At 63.0% G+C, this 25,200-nt stretch carries 24 protein-coding genes; 9 read left to right on the top strand and 15 right to left on the bottom strand.

The genetic code is table 11. The features are described 5' to 3' along the window. The first annotated feature begins 247 nt into the window (after positions 1 to 247). The 6 genes from WDS16_RS27425 (at position 248) to WDS16_RS27450 (ending at position 7,801) form a co-directional block, all read left to right on the top strand. A complete protein-coding gene (locus WDS16_RS27425) occupies positions 248 to 1,771 on the top strand; it encodes an aldehyde dehydrogenase family protein (RefSeq protein WP_338889337.1) in 1,524 nt (507 codons plus the stop codon). After that, complete coding sequence (locus WDS16_RS27430) at positions 1,771 to 2,313, top strand: DUF779 domain-containing protein (protein ID WP_338889339.1); 543 nt, start codon at positions 1,771 to 1,773, stop codon at positions 2,311 to 2,313. The genes WDS16_RS27425 and WDS16_RS27430 overlap by 1 nt, the downstream gene beginning before the upstream one ends. A 341-nt stretch (positions 2,314 to 2,654) precedes the next feature. Next, positions 2,655 to 4,571 (top strand): propionyl-CoA synthetase, encoded by a 1,917-nt coding sequence (locus tag WDS16_RS27435; RefSeq protein ID WP_338889340.1) that lies wholly within the window; start codon positions 2,655 to 2,657, stop codon positions 4,569 to 4,571. Between the two features lie 133 nt (positions 4,572 to 4,704). Beyond that, the gene (locus tag WDS16_RS27440) at positions 4,705 to 5,466 is read left to right on the top strand and encodes an IclR family transcriptional regulator (RefSeq protein WP_338889342.1); all 762 of its coding nucleotides are present in this window, start codon (positions 4,705 to 4,707) and stop codon (positions 5,464 to 5,466) included. A gap of 99 nt (positions 5,467 to 5,565) precedes the next feature. Next, positions 5,566 to 6,561: a PDR/VanB family oxidoreductase gene (locus WDS16_RS27445; RefSeq protein WP_338889345.1), complete on the top strand. Its 996-nt coding sequence runs from the start codon at positions 5,566 to 5,568 to the stop codon at positions 6,559 to 6,561. Positions 6,562 to 6,589: 28 nt separating this feature from the next. Beyond that, positions 6,590 to 7,801: a cytochrome P450 gene (locus tag WDS16_RS27450; RefSeq protein ID WP_338889347.1), complete on the top strand. Its 1,212-nt coding sequence runs from the start codon at positions 6,590 to 6,592 to the stop codon at positions 7,799 to 7,801. Positions 7,802 to 7,848: 47 nt separating this feature from the next. On the opposite strand, the gene WDS16_RS27455 is transcribed toward WDS16_RS27450, so the two are convergent. The 11 genes from WDS16_RS27455 to WDS16_RS27505 all read right to left on the bottom strand — a co-directional run bounded on the left by WDS16_RS27455 (position 7,849) and on the right by WDS16_RS27505 (position 18,083). Further along, entirely contained in the window at positions 7,849 to 8,502 is a 654-nt protein-coding gene (locus WDS16_RS27455) for an MBL fold metallo-hydrolase (protein ID WP_338889349.1), read from the bottom strand. Beyond that, a complete protein-coding gene (locus WDS16_RS27460; RefSeq protein ID WP_338889351.1) occupies positions 8,499 to 9,584 on the bottom strand; it encodes an S-(hydroxymethyl)mycothiol dehydrogenase in 1,086 nt (361 codons plus the stop codon). Before WDS16_RS27460 ends, WDS16_RS27455 begins: the two co-directional genes overlap by 4 nt. Positions 9,585 to 9,634: 50 nt before the next feature. Beyond that, on the bottom strand, positions 9,635 to 10,696 hold the full coding sequence (locus tag WDS16_RS27465) for an SMP-30/gluconolactonase/LRE family protein (protein WP_338889352.1): 1,062 nt from the start codon (positions 10,694 to 10,696) through the stop codon (positions 9,635 to 9,637). Beyond that, positions 10,693 to 12,123 (bottom strand): aldehyde dehydrogenase family protein, encoded by a 1,431-nt coding sequence (locus WDS16_RS27470; RefSeq protein WP_338889354.1) that lies wholly within the window; start codon positions 12,121 to 12,123, stop codon positions 10,693 to 10,695. Before WDS16_RS27470 ends, WDS16_RS27465 begins: the two co-directional genes overlap by 4 nt. Beyond that, complete coding sequence (locus tag WDS16_RS27475; RefSeq protein WP_338889355.1) at positions 12,108 to 12,923, bottom strand: SDR family NAD(P)-dependent oxidoreductase; 816 nt, start codon at positions 12,921 to 12,923, stop codon at positions 12,108 to 12,110. Before WDS16_RS27475 ends, WDS16_RS27470 begins: the two co-directional genes overlap by 16 nt. After that, on the bottom strand, positions 12,920 to 13,885 hold the full coding sequence (locus WDS16_RS27480; protein WP_338889357.1) for a fumarylacetoacetate hydrolase family protein: 966 nt from the start codon (positions 13,883 to 13,885) through the stop codon (positions 12,920 to 12,922). Before WDS16_RS27480 ends, WDS16_RS27475 begins: the two co-directional genes overlap by 4 nt. Positions 13,886 to 13,909: 24 nt before the next feature. Next, on the bottom strand, positions 13,910 to 14,203 hold the full coding sequence (locus tag WDS16_RS27485) for a putative quinol monooxygenase (RefSeq protein ID WP_338889360.1): 294 nt from the start codon (positions 14,201 to 14,203) through the stop codon (positions 13,910 to 13,912). A gap of 78 nt (positions 14,204 to 14,281) precedes the next feature. Then, a complete protein-coding gene (locus WDS16_RS27490; protein ID WP_338889362.1) occupies positions 14,282 to 15,439 on the bottom strand; it encodes an alpha/beta hydrolase family protein in 1,158 nt (385 codons plus the stop codon). Between the two features lie 111 nt (positions 15,440 to 15,550). Then, on the bottom strand, positions 15,551 to 16,489 hold the full coding sequence (locus WDS16_RS27495) for a VOC family protein (protein WP_338889365.1): 939 nt from the start codon (positions 16,487 to 16,489) through the stop codon (positions 15,551 to 15,553). A gap of 49 nt (positions 16,490 to 16,538) precedes the next feature. Further along, positions 16,539 to 17,765, bottom strand: a complete 1,227-nt coding sequence (locus WDS16_RS27500; protein WP_338889367.1) for an NAD(P)/FAD-dependent oxidoreductase — start codon at positions 17,763 to 17,765, stop codon at positions 16,539 to 16,541. Between the two features lie 33 nt (positions 17,766 to 17,798). Further along, positions 17,799 to 18,083: a putative quinol monooxygenase gene (locus tag WDS16_RS27505; protein ID WP_338889370.1), complete on the bottom strand. Its 285-nt coding sequence runs from the start codon at positions 18,081 to 18,083 to the stop codon at positions 17,799 to 17,801. A 143-nt stretch (positions 18,084 to 18,226) separates the two neighbouring features. Between WDS16_RS27505 and WDS16_RS27510 the strand changes: the two genes are divergently transcribed. Beyond that, positions 18,227 to 18,880, top strand: a complete 654-nt coding sequence (locus WDS16_RS27510) for a helix-turn-helix domain-containing protein (RefSeq protein ID WP_338893625.1) — start codon at positions 18,227 to 18,229, stop codon at positions 18,878 to 18,880. A gap of 206 nt (positions 18,881 to 19,086) precedes the next feature. Next, entirely contained in the window at positions 19,087 to 20,052 is a 966-nt protein-coding gene (locus WDS16_RS27515; protein ID WP_338889372.1) for an alpha/beta hydrolase, read from the top strand. Here the strand turns inward: WDS16_RS27515 and WDS16_RS27520 are convergent. From WDS16_RS27520 to WDS16_RS27535, 4 genes are all read right to left on the bottom strand, one after another. Beyond that, entirely contained in the window at positions 20,049 to 20,708 is a 660-nt protein-coding gene (locus WDS16_RS27520; protein ID WP_338889374.1) for a GntR family transcriptional regulator, read from the bottom strand. The two genes, WDS16_RS27515 and WDS16_RS27520, sit on opposite strands and share 4 nt — an antisense overlap. Positions 20,709 to 20,833: 125 nt before the next feature. Beyond that, entirely contained in the window at positions 20,834 to 21,823 is a 990-nt protein-coding gene (locus WDS16_RS27525) for a transketolase family protein (RefSeq protein WP_338889377.1), read from the bottom strand. Continuing rightward, a complete protein-coding gene (locus tag WDS16_RS27530) occupies positions 21,820 to 22,725 on the bottom strand; it encodes a transketolase (protein WP_338889379.1) in 906 nt (301 codons plus the stop codon). The genes WDS16_RS27525 and WDS16_RS27530 overlap by 4 nt, the downstream gene beginning before the upstream one ends. Further along, a complete protein-coding gene (locus tag WDS16_RS27535) occupies positions 22,722 to 24,080 on the bottom strand; it encodes an MFS transporter (RefSeq protein WP_338889381.1) in 1,359 nt (452 codons plus the stop codon). Before WDS16_RS27535 ends, WDS16_RS27530 begins: the two co-directional genes overlap by 4 nt. A 346-nt stretch (positions 24,081 to 24,426) precedes the next feature. On the opposite strand from WDS16_RS27535, the gene WDS16_RS27540 reads away from it, so the two are divergent. Next, positions 24,427 to 25,200: an SDR family NAD(P)-dependent oxidoreductase gene (locus WDS16_RS27540; protein WP_338889384.1), complete on the top strand. Its 774-nt coding sequence runs from the start codon at positions 24,427 to 24,429 to the stop codon at positions 25,198 to 25,200.

A 25,200-nucleotide genomic window follows, 5' to 3' on the forward strand; every position in this document is an offset into this window, starting at 1 on the left:
CTTGACGAAGCCTTGATGGTCCGGCGATCGGTCGCGACGGCTTTGCTGCTGGTTGGCATTCGTCAGCGTTCGTTCGGGTACGAGGTCTGATTCGTACCGAGTTGACCGCCCCGCCTGTATGCGACCTAGTTGCAGCGGGTGCTGAGTATTGTTCTGAGTCATGACCGGGAGCTCGCCTCACCGGGTACAACGGCCCGTCGTTCGACGATATACGTTTCACTTGTTTTATGACATCAGGGAGTTTTAGATGACCGTATATGCCCGCCCGGGTTCGTCCGAGGCTGTCATGTCTTTTCAATCGCGCTATGACAACTGGATCGGTGGCCAATGGGTTGCGCCCGTCAAGGGCCAGTACTTCGAGAATCCGACACCCGTTACCGGTCAGCCGTTCTGCGAGGTTGCCCGGTCCACGTCGGAGGACATCGAGCTCGCGCTCGACGCCGCTCACGCCGCGGCACCGGCTTGGGGCAAGACGTCCGCGGCCGAGCGGGCGATCATCCTCAACAAGATCGCCGACCGCATCGAGGAGAACCTCGAATCCATCGCGCTCGCCGAGTCCTGGGACAATGGCAAGCCGATCCGCGAGACCCTGAACGCAGACATTCCGTTGGCTGTGGATCACTTTCGCTACTTCGCCGGGGCAATTCGGGCGCAGGAGGGGGCGCTGTCGGAAATCGACAAGGACACCGTCGCCTACCACTTCCATGAGCCGCTCGGCGTGGTCGGCCAAATCATTCCATGGAACTTCCCCATCCTGATGGCCGTGTGGAAGCTGGCGCCGGCATTGGCCGCCGGGAACGCGGTAGTGCTCAAGCCTGCCGAGCAGACTCCGGCATCGATACTGCACCTGGTTTCAATTATCGGTGATCTTTTGCCTGCAGGTGTGGTGAACATTGTCAACGGCTTCGGTGTCGAAGCGGGTAAGCCGTTGGCGTCGAGCCCCCGGATCAGGAAGATCGCGTTCACGGGCGAGACCACCACAGGCAGGCTCATCATGCAGTATGCCTCGCAGAACTTGATTCCGGTCACCCTCGAGCTGGGTGGCAAGAGTCCCAACATCTTCTTCTCGGATGTGTTGTCCGCCAACGACGACTTTCAGGACAAGGCGCTCGAGGGCTTCACGATGTTCGCCTTCAACCAGGGCGAGGTGTGCACCGCCCCATCCCGTGCGCTGATTCAGGAGGACATCTTCGATGAGTTCCTGGCGATGGCCGCCATCCGCACCAAGGCGGTACGTCAGGGTGACCCGCTCGACACCGACACGATGATCGGCGCGCAGGCGTCCAATGATCAGCTCGAGAAGATCTTGTCCTACATCGAGATCGGCAAGGGTGAGGGCGCCAAGGTCGTCACCGGTGGTGAGCGCGCGGAGCTCGGCGGCGATCTGTCGGGCGGGTATTATGTTCAGCCGACCGTCTTCACCGGGCAGAACAAGATGCGGATCTTCCAGGAGGAGATTTTCGGGCCCGTGGTGTCGGTCACCTCGTTCAAGGATTACGAGCAGGCCATCGAGATCGCCAACGACACCCTGTACGGGCTGGGAGCCGGTGTGTGGTCGCGTGACGGCGGAGTCGCCTACAGTGCGGGCCGTGAAATTCAGGCCGGCCGGGTGTGGACCAACACGTACCATCAGTACCCGGCGCACGCCGCCTTCGGCGGCTACAAGCAGTCCGGCATCGGCCGTGAGAACCACCTGATGATGCTCGGGCACTACCAGCAGACCAAGAACCTGCTGGTCAGTTACGCCGCGAAGGCTCAGGGCTTCTTCTGATGGACGCGGTTCGGGCGCCCGTGCGCCTGAAGGCAACCGCAGGGGCGGTGGAGTTGCTCCGCCGCCTCGGCGGTATCCACGGCGCGCTGATGATGCATCAGTCGGGTGGATGTTGTGACGGTTCGGCGCCGATGTGTTACCCGGACGGCGAGTTCATCGTGGGGGACCGGGACGTGCTGCTTGGCGTCCTGGACCTCCGTCTCGGCGTCGGTGAGATGTCGCCGACGCGCCCCGAGGGCGCCGACGCGGTTCCGGTGTGGATTTCCGGTTCGCAGTTCGAGGCGTGGAAGCATACGCAGCTGGTGCTCGACGTCGCACCGGGTCGTGGGTCGGGTTTCAGCGTCGAAAGCTCGGAGGGGATACGGTTCCTCAGCCGGGCCCGCGCCTTCACGCCCGAGGAGAACACCAGCCTCGCATCGGAAGACGTCGTCGTCGGTGAGCGGTGGGAGCTGGGCTGGCGGCCAGCCCCGTCCGCCGAGCCGCAGGTGGTCGCCGAGGCGGTCGACGCCTGCCCCGTACCCGGCATCCACTCGGAGAGCTAGCGTTACGACAGCACGATCTCTCTGTATGCCGACGATGTCACGCATTGCCCACTGGGCAGAGGAATGCCGGGCGGTGGGAGCAGCATTCGTTATCGGTGAGCATGCTGCTCCCACCGTCTCTGGTATCCGTGCGAGTCCACAGGCGGGAGAACGTCCCGATGTTGCGCCGAAATGGCACGGACGAGCGGGGTGGGCGTCACACTGGTCCACCCACGGACACCCCATTCTCCGCATCTATCGCTCACTGCCGCGCGGGGCTGTCCGGCCAGTACCGCGGTCCGCCCCCAATTACCCCACTCCCGACTCATCACGAGTAGGCGAATCCGAGAGGAAACACATCGATGAGCTCCAAGGAGCAGACGTCCCACACCACGTACCTGGACGCCTACCGCGAAAGCATTGTTAATCCGGAGAGGTTCTGGCTCGATGCTGCGCGAGCCGTCGATTGGGATTCTGCGCCCACCCAAGCTCTCGACGATTCGGCCGCACCGATCTATCGCTGGTTTCCGGATGCGTCGCTGAACACCAGCTTCAATGCCCTCGATCGGCATGTGCGCGACGGCCGCGGTGATCAGGCTGCCCTGATCTTCGACTCCGCGATGGTTCCCACCAAAGCGACGTACACGTACTCGGAACTGCTAGAGCAGGTCTCGCTGTTCGCCGGTGTTCTGAAAGCTCAGGGTGTGGTGGCGGGTGATCGGGTCATCATCTACATGCCGATGATCCCCGAGGCCGCGATCGCGATGCTCGCGTGTGCGCGTATCGGCGCTGTACATTCGGTAGTATTCGGCGGTTTCGCCGCCAAGGAGCTTGCCACACGCATTGACGACGCAGGGCCGGTGGTATTGGTCACGGCGTCCGGCGGCCTAGAGCCCACACGAACCATCGAGTACCTGCCGATGGTCGAGAAGGCCCTGCAACTGTCCTCAACTCCCGCCCACACGGTCATCGTGAAGAATCGTGAGCAGATTTCGGGCACAGCCGCTGAGTACCAGTCGAGCACCGCAGCTTGGTTCGATTGGGATGAGCTGATCGCAGGCGCCACGCCAGCGGATCCCGTGTCAGTGGCAGCGACGGACCCACTCTATATCCTCTATACCTCCGGCACGACCGGCAAGCCCAAGGGCGTCGTCCGGGACAACGGTGGCCACGCCGTCGCCCTGACGTGGACAATGAAGAACCTGTACGACATCAGCCCCGGCCAGGTGTGGTGGACCGCGTCCGACGTCGGTTGGGTGGTCGGCCATTCGTACATCGTGTACGGCCCCTTGCTCGCCGGAGCTACTACGGTCATGTACGAGGGCAAGCCCGTAGGTACCCCCGATGCCGGCGCATTCTGGCGGATCATTTCCGACTACAAGGTGTCGGCACTGTTCACCGCTCCTACCGCGATACGCGCCGTCCGCAAGGCGGACCCGAACGCGGAAGAGCTTTCCAAGTACGATATTTCCTCGCTCGACACACTCTTCGCCGCGGGCGAGCGCTTGGATCCGGATACTTACGCGTGGGCGACCCGCGTACTCGATCGCCCAGTGATCGATCACTGGTGGCAGACCGAAACCGGGTGGGCCATCTGCGCAAACTTGCGCGGTCTCGAACCCATGGAAATCAAGGCAGGTTCACCTACGGTCGCATGCCCTGGATACCGCGTCGAAATAGTCGACAGCGAGGGCGCCCTCGTCGGACCGGGCACCGAGGGCAACATCGTGATCGGCCTGCCGCTTCCCCCCGGCACACTCGCCGGTCTGTGGCGCGACGAGGACCGTTACGTGAAGTCCTACCTGTCGACATTCGAAGGCTATTATCTCACCGGCGACTCCGGATTCATCGACGAGGACAACTACGTCTTCGTTCTCGGCCGCAGCGACGACGTGATAAATGTTGCCGGACACCGTCTTTCGACGGGAAGTATGGAGGCTGTGGTCGCCGGGCATCCCGCGGTCGCCGAATGCGCCGTCATCGGCATTCACGACGACCTGAAAGGGCAACGACCCAGCGGATACGTCGTGCTCAAATCCGGTGTGAGCATAGATCCGGAAACTCTGCGCCAGGAGCTGGTGGCCCGTGTTCGCGATCAGATCGGCGCGGTCGCAACCTTCCGAGACGTGACTATTGTGTCGGCGCTACCGAAGACTCGCTCAGGAAAAATCCTAAGAAAGACCATGCGTCAGATCGCCGACAACGAAACATACACAGTGCCTTCGACCATCGAAGATGCCACCGTCCTGGACGACCTATCGAAACTCCTCCGCGGATAGCGCTTGCATGCAATCCTTCTCAAAGGTTTAGTTGAGCTTCCCGCACCGTGCATCCTGTACATGAAGCTGGGCAGGGTTCGGACACGCCAACCGCGGCGGTCCGTCATCCCACCAGGGAACGGGGTGAGGTGTTATGTCGCGGGTTGCCACAGGTGAGTCGGTGTTGGCTCGCGGAGTTCGCGTGATCGAGTCGTTCGGTCTCGATGATCGAAGCTTGACTGTCACCGACATCGCGCGGCGCTCCGGGTTGCACATTGCCACTGCCTCTCGGTTGATCGAAGAGCTTGTGGGGACGGGGTGGCTCGAGCGCGAGGGCCGACAGGTTCGCATCGGGGTTCGGCTGTGGGAGGTCGTGTCACGGGCTTCCTCGACGGTCGGACTGCGCCAGGCAGCTATGCCGTTCATGGAGGATCTGCACGCGGTGATCGGTCATCACACCCAATTGGGCGTGATGGAAGGCGGCGAAGTGCTGTTCGTGGAGCGGCTCACCGCGCCGAAAGCGGCGGTCAACTATTCGAGAATTGCTGGCCGCTTACCCCTACATGCGTCGTCTTCCGGCCTGGTCTTGCTGGCGAACTCGCCGCAGGAGCAGCAAGAGCGCGCGATCGGTGCACCGTTGAAGGTGTTCACGGATCGGACAGTGCGGACGGGTCGGGAACTTCGTGCCATCCTGGCTGAAGTGCGGCGGCAGGGCTTCGCGTTCTGTGCCGGACACATCTACCCAGAAACAACTGGAATAGCTGTGCCGGTGCGGAATGCCGATCAGACAGTCGTTGCGGCGTTGTCGGTCATCGTGCCCAACGACGATGCCGCGCGGTCGCTGATACCTGCCCTTCAAGCGGCGGGCCGCGGCGTCACTCGCGTGATGTCCGCCTCGATACCCGGCCAATCGTGACCCGCGGCACAGAATCTCTCTCAATGGTTGAGAATGCCGTAGCCGGTCCGGTGCCGTCTGGGTGATTCTCGATCAACACAAGAGATCGAGGAGCTGCAGATGTCCGAGAGCACCGCGTACGTCGACACGGGCGGGGTCAGCGCCGAGACACGTACTGATTCCGCCCTGACGGTCACAGCGAAAGAGGTTGTCTCGCAGGGCGTCGTGGCGCTTACACTGACTCATCCCGACGGCAGACGGCTGCCGGATTGGGCACCGGGAGCACATATCGACCTGATACTGCCGACGGGTGTGACCCGTCAGTATTCGCTGTGCGGTGATCGGTGGGACCCGCGCAGCTACCGCATCGGGGTTCTGCGTGAGCCTGCCGGACGGGGTGGATCGGCCTTCGTCCACGACGTTCTGGCTGTCGGTGATTCGGTCGGGGTCGGGGGTCCACGCAACAATTTTCCGATGGTCCCTGCACCGAGGTACTTGTTCGTCGCCGGAGGGATCGGCATCACTCCATTGATCCCGATGATCGCGCAGGCAGAACTTATGGGCATCGAGTGGACCCTGCTGTACGGCGGACGCACTCGAACCTCGATGGGCTTTCTGGACGAACTCTCCTTCTACGGAGACCGTGTGGTCCTCGCCCCGCAGGACGAGGTGGGCTTGCTCGATCTGCCTACCTGGCTCGGTGCCGCAGCCGCCGATGACACCAAGGTCTACGTGTGCGGCCCCGAACCGCTCCTCGATGCCGTCGAGACCGGGTGCAGCGGCTGGCTGGTGGGCAAACTGCGGATGGAACGTTTCGTTCCCAAACGGCAGTCCGCGCCGGTGCGGACTGTTCCGTTCGAGCTAGAACTCGCTCGTTCGGGCCTCGTGGTCACAGTCACCCCGGACGGCAGCGTTCTCGACGCCGTACAGAAGGCCGGCGTCACCGTCCTGTCTTCCTGCCGCGAGGGCACCTGCGGGACATGCGAGACAACGGTATTGGCAGGGCAGCCCGATCATCGAGATTCGATCCTCGACGATTCCGAACGCGACAACGCCGACTGCATGTTCATCTGCGTATCCCGATCCTGCTCCGACCGCCTCGTCCTCGATCTCTGACACTTCCGATACGCAAGGAACAACACACATGAGCACTGCCGTCCCGACCACCGATGCACCGGTCAGCCACGCCGACCCCTTCGCTCTCGATGTGCTGCACGACCCGCTACCGTTTCAATCCGCTCTGCGCGAGGCCGGACCCGTGGTCTACCTCAACCGCTACGACGTCTTCGCGATGGGCCGATACGAACAAGTCCATGCCGCACTCACCGACTGGCAGGGCTTTCAGTCCGCCGCCGGAGTCGGGCTGAGCAACTTCCGATACGAAACTCCCTGGCGACCACCGAGTTTGCTGCTCGAGACCGACCCTCCGCACCACGATGCTCCACGCGCAGTTCTCAGCAAGGTCCTCGGGCCACGGGCCCTGACCAAACTGCGAGCGTCGTGGATGGTCGACGCCGAAATCCTCGTCGACCAGGTTCTCGACGCGCACACCGAATTCGATGCCGTATCGGCACTCGCCGCAGCATTCCCGCTGCGCGTGTTTCCCGACGCAGTCGGAATTCCGGACGCCGGGCGGGAGAATTTGCTGCCGTACGGCGATCACTTGTTCAACGCCTTCGGGCCGGTGAATTCGTTGGTGGAGAAAGGCGCTCCTCGCGTTGCGGAACTGTCCGGTTGGGTCAATGCCCAGTGCACGCGTGATGCACTCTCCGACGACGGGTTCGGTGCAGAGATCTGGGCGGCGGCCGACCGTGGGGACATCACCCACGAGCAAGCCCCGCTGATCGTGCGCTCGCTGCTCTCGGCCGGCGTCGACACGACGGTCAACGGACTCGCTGCAGTCCTGTATGCCTTCGCCAACAATCCACTTCAATGGGCACGACTACGGGAGAACCCTTCGACGCTGGCCAAGACCGCATTCGACGAGGCCGTGCGGTGGGAGTCACCGGTTCAGACGTTCTTTCGAACTGCGACCTCCGACATCGACATAGAGGGCACGGAGATCCCCAGTGGGCGCAAGATCCTGATGTTCCTCGGATCCGCGAACCGCGACCCGCGCCGGTGGACCGATCCCGACGCGTTCGACATCACACGAAACCCATCAGGACACGTCGGCTACGGAATGGGAATCCACCAGTGCGTCGGCCAGCACGTCGCCCGCCTCGAAGCCGAAGCTCTCCTGGCCGCACTCGCGGCGCGCATCGAGACGATCGAACCCGCCGCACCCGCCTCACGGCACCTGAACAACACGCTGCGGTCATGGGAATCGATCCCCGTCCGCATCACCCGGCGGTAAAGACGATGGTCCAGCAATCCCGCCCGATGCAGGAGCATCGGGCGGGTTCAGGTGCCGCGGGCGATCCAGTGGGCGAGGTGGGGTGATTCGGTGCCGATGGTGGTGGCGTCGCCGTGTCCGGTGTAGACAGTGGTCTCCTCCGGCAGGGTAAAGAGTCGGTCGCGAATCGATCCGATGATGGTGGGGAAGTCGGAGTACGACCGCCCGGTGGCACCGGGGCCGCCGGAGAAGAGTGTGTCTCCGGAAAACAGGACACCGACCTCGGGGAGATAGAGGCACACCGAGCCGGGGGAGTGGCCGGGTGTGTGTATGACCTGAATATCGGTGCCGGCCACGGCGATCCGCTGGTGGTCGTCGAGGGTCCAATGGGCGACGTCGGGATGCGACTGCTTCCACAGGACGTCGTCACCGGGGTGCAGCACGATCGGCGCGTGGAGCTCGTGGCCGAGTTCGGGAGCGACGGTGACGTGATCGTTGTGGCCGTGGGTGCACAGAACCGCGTTGACGTGGCGACCAGCGACCGCGTCGATGATCGGTCCGGCGGTGTGGGCGGCATCGATGACGACGACGTCGGTGTCGTCACCGATGAGGTAGATGTTGTTCTCCACCTCCCAGGTGCCGCCGTCGAGTGCGAAGACTCCTGAGGTGACGACCCGCTCGATCCGTACTCCGTGTGCGTCGACCAGGGTTTCGACGGTCACAGGACCACGACCGATCGCAGGACTTCGCCGGCGTGCATACGGTCGAAGGCTTTTTCGACGTCGCCGAGGTCGATGCGTTCGGTGACGAATTTCTCCAGCGGGAGGCGGCCTTGGATGTACAGTTCGACCAGTGTGGGGAAGTCGCGTTCGGGCAGGCAGTCGCCGTACCACGATGACTTCAATGATCCGCCGTGAGAGAAGAAGTCGAGCAGCGGCATCTCGACGCGCATATTCGGGGTGGGGACGCCGACGAGGACCACGGTGCCGGCGAGATCGCGACTGTAGAAGGCCTGTTTCCAGGTTTCCGGACGCCCGACGGCGTCGATGACGACATCGGCACCGTGGCCGCCGGTGAGTTCTTTGACAGCGTCGATGGGGGCAGTGTGGGAGGCGTTGATCGTATGCGTGGCACCGAGTTCCTTCGCCCAGGCAAGTTTGGTGTCGTCGCGGTCGATGGCGATGATGACCGACGCACCAGCAAGCGCTGCTCCGGCGATGGCAGCATCGCCGACGCCGCCGCACCCGATGACCGCGACAGAGTCGCCGCGGCCGACGTTGCCAGTATTCACAGCGGCACCGAGGCCGGCCATGACACCACAGCCCAGTAGTCCCACGACGGCGGGGTCGGCGGTCGGGTCGACCTGTGTGCACTGTTTTTCGTGGACGACGGTCTTGTCGGCGAACGAGCCGATGCCCAGTGCGGGGGTGAGTTCGGTGCCGTCGGTGAGGGTCATCTTCTTCGACGCATTGTGGGTGTCGAAGCAGTACCAGGGCCGGCCGCGCTTGCAGGCGCGACATTCCCCGCAGACCGCGCGCCAGTTGAGGACGACGAAGTCGCCGACACTCACGTGTGTGACGGCGTCACCGATGGTCTCGACGATCCCGGCGGCTTCGTGGCCGAGCAGGAACGGGAATTCGTCGTTGATGCCGCCGTCGCGGTAGGTGAGGTCGGTGTGGCAGACCCCGCACGCCTGAATTGTGACGATGACGTCGTGGGGGCCGGGGTCGGGGATGACGATGTCGACGAGTTCGACGGCGGCGTCCTTGGTTCGGGCGATGACGCCGCGGACAGTTTGGGTCATGAGGGTGCTTTCGTGCTGGAAGAAAAGTTGCGGCGGACTGCTAGGACGTGTCAGGCAGTGTGGGCTGTGGTTCGAGACCAATGTGGTAGTGGTGCACCAGGTATCGGCGATCTGAATGTCGGCAACGACGATCCTTCGAGCGAACCGATGTACACGGTCCGGAGATCGGGGCCTCCGAAGGTGACGCTTGCCATTCGCGGCGCGAGGCCGTCCCCGGGCTTGGTGCCGCCGACAGTGGCAACAAGGTTTCCCGGTCCGGTCCGCATGGAGTTCTTTGCGTCGCGGTCACCGTCTTCCCACAGAGTCAGAAGGTCACCTTCTGGTGTGATGGCAACGAGTTTGTCCTGCCCGATCAGTGTGGTCCACACGTTTCCGTGAGCGTCGAACGCGAATCCGTCAGGTGCGCCGTGCAATTTTTCGGGGCCGAACGTTTCTCTGCCGCTCAGTACGCCGCCCGCTTCGACAGTGAATCGGGTCAGGTGATCTGCACCGGTTTCGGCCACGAGCAGTGTCGTTCCGTCGGCGTCGAAGCGCATCTCGTTGGTCCCACACAGTCCTGTGGCGACCACACGCGCGACCGTGTGGATCCCTGGCTTCCAATCGTCGATGACTGCGATGTAGCCGTCGGGTTGCAGGCCAGCACTGCGGGAGCGCCACGCTTCCGCCGATGCCGTGACCGAGAACCACAGTCGCCCTTCTCGATCGAGGTTGGGGAAGTTCGCTTTGCCCAGTGGGCGAACGACATCATCCGGCCATGTTGCTCGATCGGCGACAAGGGACCAGGTTCCATCACGGGTGATGTGTTCGATTCGGTTGGTACCGAAGTTCGCGACGATAAAATTGCCGTCGGTGTCGAAGCACAGTCCGTTGGGCAGTGAGTATCCCTCGTTGCCTTCGATATTGGGATTGGTGTCGGGGGCAAACGGGCCGCCGCCGTCAGGACGGATCAGACGCTGCGTCCCGTGCGCGTCGAGGTGCACGATTCCGCCGAGATCGGCGATCCACAGGTCGCCCGATCGTTCTGCGAGGATGCACTCCGGCCGTCGCAGGCTGTGTCCGGTCGTGCTGATGGTCGAAGGGTCGACGGACCAGCCAAGCAGTGGGTTTGTCACTTCACTGTCCCTTGTTCGTTCGAATCCGGCGTCGAATCGTCGACCCAGAAGGTCCGGACGTTGGTGAATTCTCGAATACCCTCGACCGACAGTTCCCGTCCGTACCCGCTTCTGCGCGTACCTCCGAACGGCACTCGTGGGTCCGAGGCCACCACTGCATTGACGAACAATGCGCCGGAGTTGATGCGGCGTCCCACTGCCAGTGCGCGGTCCACATTCGTCGACCACACGCTTGCACCGAGTCCGTATACGGTCGTATCGGCAAGGCGGACAGCATGTTCGTCATCCGATGCGCGGACGACGGCAGCGATGGGACCGAATGTCTCCTCCTTGAAGACAGCCATCTCGGGTGTGACGTCGGTGAGGATGGTCGGCTGGAAGAAGGCGCTTCCCGGAACCAGCGGCCGGCCGCCGACGACGGCTACCGCTCCGGCCGCGATCGAGGTATCGACCTGTTGTTGTAGCGCTTCGGCCTGGGATATGCGTGCGACGGGACCGATCTGGGTTGCGGGATCATGAGGGTCACCGACGATCAGTTCGGACGTCAGACGTGCAAATATCTCTGTGAACTCATCGGCCACGGACTCGGCGACGATGAACCTTTTGGCGGCAAGACAGCTCTGGCCTCCGTTGAGAAATCGTGACTTGACGGCGGCGCGTGCTGCAGCGGGTACGTCGGCATCACCGAGAACGATGAACGGGTCCGATCCACCCAGTTCGAGTACGGACTTCTTCAACGCATGTGCCGCAGCAGCCGCGACGGACATTCCGGCGCGCTCGCTTCCGGTCAGAGTGATCGCTGCAACCGAGGGGTGGTCGATGATGCGTGTTGTCGCCTCTGCCACATCGCTCTCGTCGATCAGCAGCGTGGTGAACAGTGCCTCGGGGGCACCGACGGATGCGGCTGCAGCTCGAAAGAGCTCTTGGGCGGCAAGTGCGCAACCGGTGACCGAGGGCGCGTGTTTGAGCAGCGCTGCGTTTCCCGCTGCCAACGCAGGCGCAGCGAACCGGACCACCTGCCAGAACGGAAAGTTCCATGGCATGACAGCAAGGATCACGCCGAGAGGTTCGTGCGCGACCCAGCTACGGCTGGCTGATGTCTCGACGGGCCTGTCGGCCAGAAACCCCTCGGCATGTTCACCGAAGAACTCGGCGGCAACGGCGCATTTGTCGATTTCGCTCAGCGCCTCCGAGATGGGCTTTCCCATCTCGTCGACCATCAGGTTCGCAAGGGTGACCCTGCGGGACGACAGTTCGTGCGACACGGCGTGCAGAAGAGCCGCGCGTATGTCCCAGCTGGAGAACCGCCACTGATCGGCCGCTTCGGACGCCTGCTGGACCGCGGTCGAAAGGTCATCCTCTGTATGGGATGTCCATCGACCGACCTCGGCTCCTGTTGTCGGCGAGATGCTCACGAGGGTGCCCATGTAGCTGCCTTTCTGCTTGCTTCGGGTGAATTCGTGCGCACTGCATCGGAAAGGAACTTCACGCCCGCCTGATTGGAGAAGCCCCCGTCGACGGCGATCTCCGCTCCGGATACAAATCGAGATTCGTCGCTGATCAGGTACACGACTAGGTGCGCGACATCGTCCACCACTCCTAGAACCCCCAGAGGGTTTGCTGTGAGATTCGCCTGACGGAATTCGCTGGGCGCGTTCGCCACCATCGGCGTCTCGATATAGCCGGGGTGAATTGTGTTGGCGCGGATGCCCAGTGGTCCCAGTTCGACACTGGCGACTTTCGACAGACCTCGCGCTGCCCATTTCGATGCGGTGTACGCAACTGTGTAGTGAGGGGTGATGGCCGCAACGCTTCCGATCGTGACGATAGAGGCACCGGGGTGCATCAGAGGTGTCATCGCTTGGATGCCGAGAAGCGGCCCGGTCGCGTTGATGCGGAACATCCGTTCCCAGTCGGCGAGTTCGACGTCGAGTAGCCGTGCGCGGTGTGTTGCCCCAGCGTTGTTCACCAGTCCGTGTACCTCACCGAATTCGGTACGCACATCGTCGGCCAAGGCCGCCCATGCGGTCGGATCGGTCACGTCGAGCCGGCAATTGATGATTCGTCCGGTTCCGGCGGTATCCAGCTCTGCCTTCTCGTCGAACGAGATGTCGGTTGCGATCACCGTCGCGCCCTGCGCAGCGAGAGCGTACGCTTCTGCTGCGCCCTGACCGCGCGCTGCGCCGGTGACGACAACGACTTTCCCGTCGACCCGTCCTTCGCTCATTTTGTTGTTCCTGTCAGGGTGTGTAAGTCCCGCAGTGGAGTTGCGGCCACGGTCTTGTATCGCTCCGCGGGCGGCGCCACGACCGGGTTGGAGAAGAATCCCAGCCGATCCACTTTCATAGCCACGACGTCACCTGGGCTCAGCGGGGGCGGATCGAGAGCCCCGGATCGCCCCCACGCCTCGGCGAGCGATCCACCTGCACAAGTCCCGGACGCGATCAGGTCGCCGGAGCGAACCCAGGCCCCACGAGAGGCATAGCTGACGAGTTCCTCGAACGACCAGCCCATGTGGGCCAGGTTGTCGGATCCGAATTCGGAATCGTTGACGAACACCGACATGCGAAGGTCGAGGCGGTCACCTACCCGGCAGTCTTCGAGCTCGTCCGGTGTGACCAACCATGGGCCGATGGTCGTAGCGAAGTCCTTGCTTTTTGCCGGTCCCAGACCGCCTCGCATCTCGTGTTTCTGCACATCTCGCGCCGACCAGTCGTTGACGATGAGATATCCGGCAATGTGATCGGACGCCTCGGCGGGGGTCAGATCTCGGCCGTCTTTGCCGATGACGATCCCGACTTCCAGCTCGAAATCGAGCTGCGAACTCGCCGGCAGACCTGCAACCGGATACCCAGGGTCGATGATCGCGTGGGGGCTTCCGTAGAGGTACGTCGGCTGCTCGTGCCACAACTCCACAGCCGAGGCCGGGTCGGCTGTCATCGCCGAGGCCCCCACGACATGCTCCTCGAAGCTGACGAAGTCGCGGAAGCTACGAGGCATGAGCGGTGCGCGGAGGCGAACGTCGGACAGTGCAACGACGGGTGCGTCGGTCGGAGGAACCTGATGCTCGCAGGCTGCGATGAGAAGATCGGTCCCGATCGGAAACAGTGTCAGGTTGTGCTCGACGCCGGCAGTCTCGACCAGGGCGACCCGTTCGGTCCCGGCGACGTCGATCCGTGCATATTTCACGTTTTGCCTTTGTTTCGATGTCGGTCAGATGTCCAGGACGGTGGTGAACACCCTCTCGCGCTTCGCAAGAGCCGGAATGGCTGTGCCCAGCGCCAGTTGTTCGAAGTGTGGGTAGGTGCCGTGCTTCTTGAAGGCGTCTTCGTCGTCGTATACCTCGAAGATCTTGAACACCGTCGGCTGGTCCGTGTCCTGATGGACGATGTAGACCTGGCAGCCTGGTTCGTCACGTGAGGCGGGTGCGAGCTGGGTCAGCGCGTCGAGCACGATGTCGGCGGTCGATTCTTGGGCGGTCCAGGTCGCTGAGCAGACAAATGCCATCGGTTTCTCTTTCTGTTGTGTGCCGAGCTCGTCTGTGTCGGGGCTCGGCCTGGTACTGCGCAGGGTTGCTGAGTGGATTTATTGTTCGAGTTCGTGGAATGTGTCGTGTATCCAGTCGGCGACGAAACTGCTCACGTAGGGCAGGTGGTCGAGTCCGACGTGTTCCGCACCGCCCTCTTCGGCGGTGAAGATTCGAAGATCGCGTTTAGGGCTGGCGGTGGCTTGTGAGTACGAGCGGTGTGCGTATTCGACGGGTATTTGTCGGTCGTTTTCGCCGTGTACCACGAGAAATGGGACCGTGATCTGCGCGACTATGCCGTCGAGATTCGCGGAATCGGCGCGCGCGAGAAACTGGTCACGATCGGATTCTCCCCATACCCACATGACATGTTTCCAGTAGTGCGGTACGGGCAGTTCGCCTTCCCGTTCGACGCGTCTGCGCTGCACCGCGCCCCAGTCGTGATTTGCTCCCCACGCCACGCAGAGCGCGAGGCGCTTCTCGAAAGCCGCTGCGCGGGGCGCGAAATAGCCGCCCAACGACCAGCCCACGATTCCGATGCGACTAGCGTCGATCGTGTCGAACTTTTCGAGGTAGTCGACACACGCTGTCGCCCATTCTTCGGTATCGATCTGTGCGGTGAGCCCATGCAGACGGAGCGCTTCGCCGCTCCCCGGGCAATCCACCATCAAGGTGGCAATGCCACGCTGAGCCAGTTCGGCGGCGAAGCCGGACAGATACATGTGCTCTTTGGTGCTGTCGAGACCGTTCCACATGATCATGCACGGATAGGTCTGTGCCTCGGTTACCGGAACAGTGAGGTAGGCGGGAAGGAAGGTTTGCCCGTAGGGAATTTCCACTCGCTTCGTGGACGGGTCCGACAGCTCGAACGAACGAGTCATCAATTCCAAGACTCGGCGGTAGATGCTGCTCCGGTCGGGCGCGTCCGCGCTTTGCATTCTTTCGGCGTTGACGAGATAGTTCGCGGCTCGTGCATAGGCATGGCCGGCGCTGATGTTGTGCCCCGACTCGTGGTCGGCGTCTGCGCTGGATATCACTTGGTCGACGACGCTGGTCCATGAGGCAAGCAGTTCTGCGGTGCCGGCATCTTCGCCGCGTGCTGCTGCTTTCAGCAGAGGCTTGCAGGCACGGTCGACTTCGTCGATATAGCCGCCACTGTTGAGCACTGCTACGACACCGAGGTTCCACACGTAATTGCCGGGGAAATACTCGAACACGTCTATTCCTTACTTTGTACGTCCGGCAGCCATCTCGACCGTTGGCACGTCCGGAATTCGGCTGCTGCTTGGTAACTCTCGGATCATCGATATCCGCAGAGGTTGGTTCGACTACACCGGTGGAGCCACGAAGAGACCCTTGTCGACATCGTTGAACGACTTGGCCGCCACGAACTCATCCATCGCGTTGGCCGTGCCCCATTGGTCGGCAACATCAGGATCGGAGGAGTCGTACAGATGCGGGTGCCACAGATCCTCGTCGAGAATTTCGAGCTCAGTGGTGTATTCCATCGTGTTGCCGTTGGGGTCGAGGAAGTACGAAAAGGTGTTGTTGCCGGCCATGTGTCGACCCGGCCCCCAGACTTTCTCGACCCCCGCGCGGAGCATCCGTCCGGTGCCGCGCATGTATTCGTCGATGCCACGCAGCTCGAACGATGCGTGATGGAGGGCGACGTGCGGGCCTCGCGCGATCGCCATCGAGTGGTGAAAACTGTTGGTGCGCATGAACCACATCACTTTTCCCATTCGGGGATGCATGAGGATGTCCGAGACCTTGAACCCGAAGTGCTTCTCGTAGAAGGCAACCGTCGCTTCAGGGTTCGGAGTGTTGACTACGACGTGGGAGAGCTTGACAGGAATCGACTCGCCTTCCTCGACCTTGCGGTGCTTGCGTACCGCAACGTCGGCGGAGACCTCGATGGTTCGGCCGTCGTGGTCGAAGAACCGGAAGCCGTATCCCGCTCCCGGTGTCTGGAGCACGCCGGGCTCGTTCGCCAGCCGTACCCCGTCCCGGCCGAGTTCGAGAGCCAGTGCATCCACTGAGTCAGCGTCGGCAGCACCGTAGGAGATCAGGTCAAGCCGCTTGTCGTTGTCCTTGCGCAGTCGAACGACGTACTGCTCGGGTGATCCCTCGGCAGCGAGGTAGGTAACGTCGTTGTCTGTTCCGGCGACGGACAGTCCCCACCGGGAGGTGAAGAAGTCGAGTTGCTTCTCGTAGTCGGGGACAGCCAGGGCGACATGGCGTAGATGGGTGAATGCGTAGTCGGTCATCGAGTACTCCTGATGAACAGTGTGGTTGGGCGGCGCACGGTCGAGCTCGTCACTGAACAACCGTCGTGAACGTCTGTTCTGCTTGGTCGATCAGCGCGATCTGCGACAGAATTTCCCGAGGACTCGACTCTCCGACTACTTTCTGCAGCAACGGAGTTCGGTCCAGGATCTGATCGCGCACGTATTGCAGCGGTTTGGGCGCATGATGGAACATCTGCCCGAGCACATACGCCTGCTGCGACTGACGCGCGGTGTGAGGTTTACGAGGGGCCTCGAATGCGTCGAGTGCCGTGCGGACCGCCTGGTAGTCCGATAGATCGACGCCTGCCAGTCGGCGACCGATGAAATAGCCGTCCTCGGTGGCCATGCCGGCCCCATACGCCGCGTAGGGCGAGGTGGGGTGCGCAGCGTCACCGACGAGGGTCGCACGGCCTTTCGACCATTGCTTCAAGGGCTTACGATCTCTGATCGGCCAGCGCTGCACATCCTCGGGCCGTGTTGCGGCGATCAGTTGAGGCAGCGGGAATGCGAACTCTCTACCCAACTCCGCAGCGCTTGCGTGCAGGTCACCGGTGAATTCCTCGGATGCGTCGTGGGGGTGAAGTACCCACCACTGAAAACCGCTGCGGCCCTTGTGGCGGATCGACGTCCACGCGCCTTGGACCGTGCGGCTGTGTGAAACGACGCAGAGTCCGGGTTCCGCTCCGAGGTCATCGGCGTAAGTAAAGCCGCCGAAGATTTGTAGGTTGTGCTCACGCTTGGGGGAGTCACCCCACAGTGTGCGACGAACGAGCGAATCGATACCGTCTGCACCGATCACCACGTCTGCGTCCTCGACGGAGCCATCGGTCATCCGGAGTCGAACCCTTGATTCGTCCTGATCAAGGCTGTCCACGCTGCGGTTGAGCTGCAGGACGTTCGGCGGGAGTGCCGCGATCAGGCGCTCGTACAGTTCCGGTCTGAGCAGTCCGATGAAGCCTCCGCCGTAGTCCCGGACGACATCGGGGGGAAGATCGATACGGACGCGTCGATGTCCGCCCGCGTTCCGGAACTCGGACTCGCACGGTGCGCCGAGGTCACTGATGTCGACTCCCAGTAGGCCGAGGGCCTTGATGGGCGGCGGCCACAGGTTGAGGATGTTGCCGGCCGGGCGGGCCTGCTTGTATCGCTCGAGCAGCACTACTTCGTGGCCTGCTTGGTGAACCGAAAGGGCGGTTGCCATTCCGGCGGGTCCGGCGCCGATGACGGCAACCCGCCCGGTGGGGGGTGTGTTCACGAGTTACGTCTCCTTCGTAGAGAAATTGAGTAGCTATTGCACGTCGTATGCGGACATCTCGGGTTCCCCGACGATCAAGTCGGGGACCACCGCCAGGAAGTTTTGGGTGTGGGTATGCGTCATGTGTTCCTCGAGTGCACTGCGGTCGCGCCAGATCTCGATGCTGACCACCGTGTCGGTGTCGGTGAGATCTGCATAGAAGCCGTAGGACCGACATCCGTCGTCTTCCCGGGCGGCGACGGTGATTTCCGTTGCCGCAGCGATGAACTCGGCGCGACTGAGGGGGTCGATCCGGGCGGTACCGGTCACAATCAACATTTGACACTCCTGGAGGGAACTCAACCGAATCGACTCAAAACGTAGTGATCGATACGGTTTGATTATGATGTGCTCTGAGTCACTAAAAAGTCAACCCCCGGATTCTCACAAGTTGCCCAGGCGCGATAATCGTCGTCGTGACAATGAATTCGCCCAGCGACGACGAGCTCGCCGTCCGGCTCCCGAGGCAGCAACGAAGCAGGCAAGCCTGGGCCCGTATTCTCGATGCCGGGGTCGCGATCATGGAAGACGTGGGCTACGACGCTTTCACCATCGCCGAGGTCTGTGAACGTGCCGAGGTCGCTCCACGGGCCGTGTACGAACGCGTCAATACGAAGGACGGGTTGTTTCTCGCCGTCTACGAGCACAAGATGCAACAGGTCCTCGCCGATCAGAGTGCCGCGTTCCACGAAACCGTTTGGGAAGGAATGACACCGCAGCAACTGATACGTGGCGCGATCGAAGGCATGGTCACGGTGTTCACGGTTCACCGCGCGTTTCTGAGCTCGGTGATCCTGATTTCAGGTGTTCACCGTGAGGTGTACCGGCGCGGTAGCCTGCATGCACGGAACCTCGGAGACCAATTCACGGCGATTCTGATGCGCGGTGAAGTTGAGATCCGTCATGCGAATCCAGAGGCAGCGATACGTATGACGTTCACATCAGCGTTTTCCTCGATCGTCCTGCGTACGAGCTACGGGCCAGGCTTTTTCGGTCCTGCAGTCGACGACGCAACCTTTGTCAGCCAGCTTTCCGACATGGCCGATTCGTACCTGCTCCGATACGAGGACCACTGACGCGCGCTTCTCGGATCAGGTTGCCCGCCACTGCATGTCGCCGATCTGCCTTTAAACTAAATGTCGGCAGGGCACGACGCACAAGCCCCCCGTTGAGAGCGCCGCTAGCGGTTCGCTACGCCGGAAGCGGCCGCTCGCCACTGGCGACGGCGGCTCAGTCTCCAGCACCCCGACACCGACCGCGTTTGCCATGCGAAAATCATGCCGTGCACATCGAGGCGCTCGACGCTGAACTTGCCGCTCTACTCGGAGAGGTTCCGGCGCTGGACTTCGCGGACATCGCTGCAACCCGGGCAGCGCTCGCGGATCCGACACCGTCCGCCGCTGCTTCCGACAACGCTGCTGCTTTCGGCGTGACTGTCACCGATATGTCTGTCACCGATATGGACGTGGAGGCAGATGGACACACGGTGCGCGTGCGGGTGACCGCGCCCGTGCTGGCGCCGGGCCATCCGCTGCCGGTGATCGTAGAGGTGCACGGTGGTGGGTTCGCTCTGGGTTCCGGTGCGTCGAACGACGACGGGAACCGCGAGCTGGCGTCGACGCTGCCGTGCATCGTCGTTGCAGTCGACTACCGGTTGAGCCCAGAGTTTCCCTACCCGGCCGCGGTAGAGGACTGCGTGGCGGCCGTGACCTGGGCGACGAACAATGCCGGCGAGCTGGGAGGCGACGTGAGCCGGGTCGGCCTGCTCGGCACCAGCGCGGGTGCGTGCCTCGCTGCGTGCACTGCTCTGCATCTTCGTGACCGGTATCGGCGCGATCACCGCGGCCCGATCCCTGTGATGCAGGCGTTGATCGAACCGGCTCTCGACGACCGGGACGGTACCCCGTCCATGGTCCAGGGCGGCGACGCGGTCTTCTGGAACACCCGCAACGCGATGCTCAGTTGGCAGCACTACCTCGCGGGCAGACCGGCCGACGAGTTTACGTCGCCGTCCCGAGAGCAGGATCTGTCCGGTTTGCCGCCGACCTACCTCACCGTCAACGAGCTCGATCCGCTGCGAGACCAGGGCATCGATTATGCGCGCCGATTGCTCGCCGCGGATGTACGCGTCGAAATGCATTGCTGGCCCGGTGCCTTCCACGGTTTCCGGATGTTCGACACAGACCTCGGTCGACGCACGCGCGCGATGGATGTCGCGGCGATCGCCCGGTTGATGGGTTCGAGTTAAGCGACGAGATTGCTGACGGCCCAGCTCATGTGGGTGCGCACCGCGAGGGCGGCGTCTTCGGGATCGCCCGCTTCGATGGCGTCGACGATCTCGTGATGGCGGTCGGTGTCCATGTTTCCGACGGCTCGCTCGCGGCCGGCGTACATGATCGACATGCGGATGGAGCCTTCGAGGTTGGTCCAGGAATGCAACAGGGTCTCGTTGTCGGCGGACCGGCACAGTAGGCGGTGGAAGTCGAGATCGGCTTCGATACGGTCGTCGAGCGTTTCGTCCTTGGGGGCCTGGCCCATCAGCTCGAGTGCTGCGCGCAATCGTGCGATGACGAGTGGCCGTTCGGGATGCCGAGCGATCGCCGAGGCAGCGAGACCTTCCAGGGCGGCGCGGACGGAGAAGATGTCCTGAATTTCTTTGGTGTCGAGGTGCCTGACGTGCAACCGCCCGCGCGCCCCGGTGACGACGAGACCTTCCTGCTGCAGCTGCCGAAGTGCTTCGCGAAGAGTTCCGCGACTGATCTGCAGGCGCTCGGAGAGTTCGGTCTCGACGAGCGCGCTGCGCGGCCTCAGTTCGCCGCTCGTGATGGCGGACCGCAGAGCGGTGACTGCCTGTTGACGCAGATTGGTCTTCTGCAGTCCGAGAAGTGCGCCGGGTTGCCCCACCGTGGAGACTCCTTTCGTCGGAGACGCCAGAGGCGCCTCACTGCAGACAGTCGACCGGTAGCTGTCGACAGTGAGTGTACGGGTACGGACACCACTCTTCTCGGACCGCAGATCCATCGTTATCCCTACAGCTCGCCCAGAATTCGAGATTCGATGCTCGAAGTGGACAGGCCGTAGCGGTCATGCAGGGTCGGCAGAGCGCCTGCGGCCAAGAACTCGTCGGGCAGCGAGATCGCCCCGACCTTCTTGCCGATTCCGCGCTCGACAATGGCCGACGCCACGGTCTCGAACAGGCCGCCGATCTTGGTGTGGTTCTCGCAGGTGAACGCGAGCCGCGGAGTATCGAGCTCGGCGAGCACGGTGTCGGCGTCGAACGGCTTGATGGTCGGCGTGTGCACGACGGCGACATCGACGTTGTGCTTCTCGAGGTTCGCCGCGGCCTGCAGGGCGCGCATGGTCATCAGGCCGCTGGCGACGAGAACGACGTCGTTGCCGGGGCGGATGACCTTGGCCTTGCCGAGTTCGAAGGTGTAGTCGTACTCGTCCAGAACCGTTGCGACCTTGCCGCGCAGCAGGCGCAGGTAGGTGGGGCCGTCCGATGCCGCTAGCTGCGGAACTGCCTGCTCGATGTCGACGGAATCGCACGGATCGACGATCGTCAGATTGGGCATGCCCCGGAAGATCGCGACATCCTCGGTGGCCTGGTGGCTGGGCCCGTAGCCGGTGGTGAGGCCTGGGAGTCCGCCGACGATGTTGACGTTGAGGTTCGGCTCTGCGATATCGAGGCACAGGAAGTCGTAGGCGCGGCGGGCGGCGAATACCGAGTAGGTCGAGGCGAAGGGAATCAAACCGGTTTCGGCCATGCCTGCTGCCGCACCGAAGAGGAGCTGCTCGGCCATGCCCATTTGAAAGAAGCGCTCGGGGAATGCGTGCGCGAAGATGTGCATGTCGGTGTATTTGGCGAGGTCGGCGCTGAGTCCGACGATCTTGTCGTTGCCCTGGGCGGCCTCGACGAGTGCGTGTCCGAACGGGGCGTTGGCGGTGCGCTGCCCCGGGTCGACGAACGACGCGATCATCGCGGACGTTTTCAGTTTGGGGGGAGTCGTGGTGGTCATGCCTGGACCTCGTTTTCCTGCAGGTAGGTCGGATCGGTGAAGCGGTCGGTCAGTTGCTGGCGGCAGATGGCCCACTCGTGTTCGTCGATGCGCATGAAGTGTGCTTTCTCGCGGTTTTCGAGCAGGGGAACTCCGTAGCCGATTTTGGTGTCGCAGATGATGATCGAGGGCTTCCCGGCGGGAGCTGAGGCAGCGCACGCGGAGTCGAAGGCCCCGAGCAGCGCGGCGGGGTCGTTGCCGTCGATGCGGTAGACGTTCCAGCCCATGGCTGCCCATTTCTCGTGGACGGGTTCGATGCCGAGAACACCTGCGGTCGGGCCGTCGGCCTGGAGTGCGTTCATGTCGACCATCGCAATGAGGTTGCCGAGTCGGTGGTGGTGGGCGCCCATCGCTGCTTCCCATGTCGAGCCTTCGTCGAGTTCGCCGTCGGAGAGGAAGTTGAACACGCGGGACTGCGAGTTCTGGTGCCGGAGGCCGAGTGCCATGCCGACCGCAACGGTGAGCCCGTGGCCGAGCGAGCCGCCGGAGATTTCCATTCCGGGTGTGTATGTGGCCATTGCGGACATCGGTAGGCGGGAGTCGTCGGATCCGTAGGTTTCGAGTTCGTCCTCGGGGACGATTCCTGCAGCGGCGAGTGCGGCGTAGAGACCGATGGCGTAGTGACCGGTGGAGAGCAGGAACCGGTCGCGTTCGTTCCAGTGGGGGTTGTCGGCGCGGTAGTTCAGGCGGTCTGCGTAGACCGCGGCGAAGATGTCGGCGGCGCCGAGGGCCTGTCCGACGTAGCCCTGGCCCTGAGCTTCGCCCATGTCGATGACGTGGTGGCGCATGCGGTAGGCGAAGTCGGCGGCCTTGTCGATTCGGGCACGTTCGTTGTGTGTCGGGGCGGGGGTCGTGATGGTCATGCGAGTTCCTTTTCGCGAGTGGGGAGATCGGCCGGCCTAGGGGTGGTGCGCTCGGCCTCCTGCGCGAGTGTGCGTTCGGTCGCGCCCCAGGTCTCCTTGGTGGCGATGGCGGATGCGAGGCCGATCAGTGCGTAGGTGATGAACAGCAGGGCCGGTCCGAGCCACCCGAGCCAGACGAACAGCAGGGTGGTGATGAACGGAGTGAAACCGGAGACCATGGCCGAGATCTGGTATGCGAGTGAGGCTCCCGATGCGCGTCGTGCTGCGGTGAAGAGCTCGGGGAACCAGGCGCCCTGTGATCCGGCGAGAGCGTTCTGGCAGACGGCGTAGGCCAGGACGATGGTGGCGATCACGAAGGCGAAGAGGCCCGTGTTGACAAGCAGAAACATGGGGATACCGAAGAGGGCAGCGAAGATGCAGACTCCGATGTAGAGGGGCCGTCGTCCGATCCTGTCGGTGAGTGCCGCCCACCCCATGGTGGCGAAGATTCCGATGAACGATGCGATGCACAGTGCGGTGATCGTTTCCTGCGTCGTGGCGAGTCCTTGGGTGTGCAGGTAGGAAATCATGTAGGTGACGGACACTGCGTATCCTGCGGTTTCGGCGATGCGCAGGCCGATGCCGCGCAGGATGTTCGGCCAGTCCTGCTTGATCGATTCCACGATCGGGGACTTGGTGACACCGGCTTCCTTGACGTCGTCGAAGACGGGGGACTCGGGGACCTTGGAGCGAATGATCAGGCCGACCGCGACGAGCACGATGCTGAACAGGAACGGCACGCGCCATGCCCAGTCGCCGCCGAGGTGCACGCTGCCGAGGAAGACGAGGTTCGCCAGGAGCAGGCCGACAGGGAAGCCTGCTTGGACGATGCCGGTGAATGCGCCCTTCTTGCGCCATGGGGCGTGTTCGTAGCTCATCAGGATTGCGCCGCCCCATTCGGCGCCGAAGGCGAGGCCTTGGATGATGCGGACGACGACGAGCAGGATCGGGGCGATGATGCCGGCTTGGGCGTAGGTGGGGAGCAGCCCGATGGCGAACGTCGCGATTCCCATCAGAATCAACGATCCGACGAGGACCGGCTTGCGGCCGACCTTGTCGCCGAGGTGTCCGCCGACGATGCCGCCGAGCGGACGTGCGGCGAAGCCGACGCCGAGGGTGGCGAACGCTGCGAGCGTTCCGGTCACCGAGTTGGAGCCGGGGAAGAACGCTGTACCGAAGTACAGGGCGGCGGCGGTGCCGAAGCCGATGAAGTCGTACGTTTCGATGACGGCGCCGACCGAGGATCCGACGGCGACGCGTTTGGCGTCTTTCGTGCCGTGGACCGGTCCGCGCATCTCGAGAGCCTTTTCGCTCATGGGAACCCTCCTGCAGAGGTAGTGGGATTCAAACTCGTCCAAGTGACCGTCGACTGTCAACAGCACTCAGTGTGACCCAGTCCACTGACACTGTCAACAGTCAACCGGTGACGGTTGACGGTAGGTATCGAGTGCGCATACTGTGGGCCGCATCACCACCACGACGAAAGAACTCGTATGTGGGAGACACCGCTGTTCGATACACGGTTGGGGTGTTCGACCATCTCGTTTCGGCACCTGGCACTGCGACCGGCGTTGAAGACCATCGCCGGCCTGGGCTTCACGGAGATCGAACAGTCGATTACTCGCGCCACAATCTGATTCGTTCACACCAGGAGGAAAGAACATGACCACGAAGACTCGTACCGCAGTGATCACCGGCGCAACGTCCGCGAAGGGTATCGGCCGCGCCACCGCCGAGCGCTATGCCGAAGACGGCTGGGCCGTCGTCGTACTCGACCTCGATGGGGAGGCGTCGGCCAAGGTCGCCGCCGAGATCGGCGCCGCCTACAACGTGCCCTCGTTCGGTCACGCCGTCGACGTGTCCGACGAGGCTTCGGTGCAGACGGCCTACGCCGCCACCAAGGCCGAAGTGGGCGCAGGTTCGCTGCCTCCCGTCGGCGCAGTTGCCAACATCGCAGGGATCACGTCGCCGGTGCCGTTTCTCGAGACGACCCTCGAACTGTGGAACAAGGTGTTCGCCGTCAACGCCACCGGTACCTATCTAGTGACCAAGGCGTATCTGCCCGACATGATCGCCGAGGGTTGGGGCCGCATCGTCACCATGTCGTCGGTGTCCGCGCAGCGCGGCGGAGGCGTGTTCGGCAAGGTTCCGTACTCGTCCGCGAAGGCTGCGGTCCTCGGTTTCACCAAGTCGCTCGCACGTGAACTCGAAGACACGGGCGTCACCATCAACGCCGTCACCCCGGGCGCCGTCGACACCAACATTCGCGTCGGCAGCACCGACGAGCAGGAGAAGGCCATCACGCAGGGAATCCCGCTCGGACGCACCGCGACCGCCCGCGAAGTCGCGTCGGTCATCACCTTCCTCTCGTCCGACGACGCCGCGTACCTGACCGGAACGACCATCGACATCAACGGCGGAAGCCATATGCACTGA

Source organism: Rhodococcus sovatensis (assembly GCF_037327425.1).
GTDB lineage: Bacteria > Actinomycetota > Actinomycetes > Mycobacteriales > Mycobacteriaceae > Rhodococcoides > Rhodococcoides sovatense.